We start from the raw sequence: 271 nt of genomic DNA on the forward strand, positions 1-271 counted from the left end.
TTTTTAGTCTTTATCACTAAAATCAGTTTGTACCCCACGATTGTTTTTACGGGGCTTGTGATGTTCGTGACTCTATATTGGCTGGTGTCTTTACTTGGCATGGCGGATATGGATAGCGTGGATTTTGGTGAGGCAGATAGTGATGTCTCCCCCTTGTCATCGCCTGGCTTTTTTACCGGTCTCATGCTCAAATTTGGTCTTTATGGCGTGCCTTTAATTATCATACTAAGCTTGATTAGCTTAATCGGTTGGCTGCTAAGCTACCTATATA

At 42.1% G+C, this 271-nt stretch carries 1 pseudogene; it reads left to right on the forward strand.

Annotated features, from left to right (window positions below):
• Positions 1-60: 60 nt before the first annotated feature.
• Positions 61-271 (forward strand): annotated as a pseudogene (locus tag AAEZ00_RS21265) (hypothetical protein); the annotation flags it as partial.

It is taken from the genome of Shewanella sp. S1-49-MNA-CIBAN-0167 (genome assembly GCF_040310145.1).
Lineage (GTDB): Bacteria > Pseudomonadota > Gammaproteobacteria > Enterobacterales > Shewanellaceae > Shewanella > Shewanella psychromarinicola.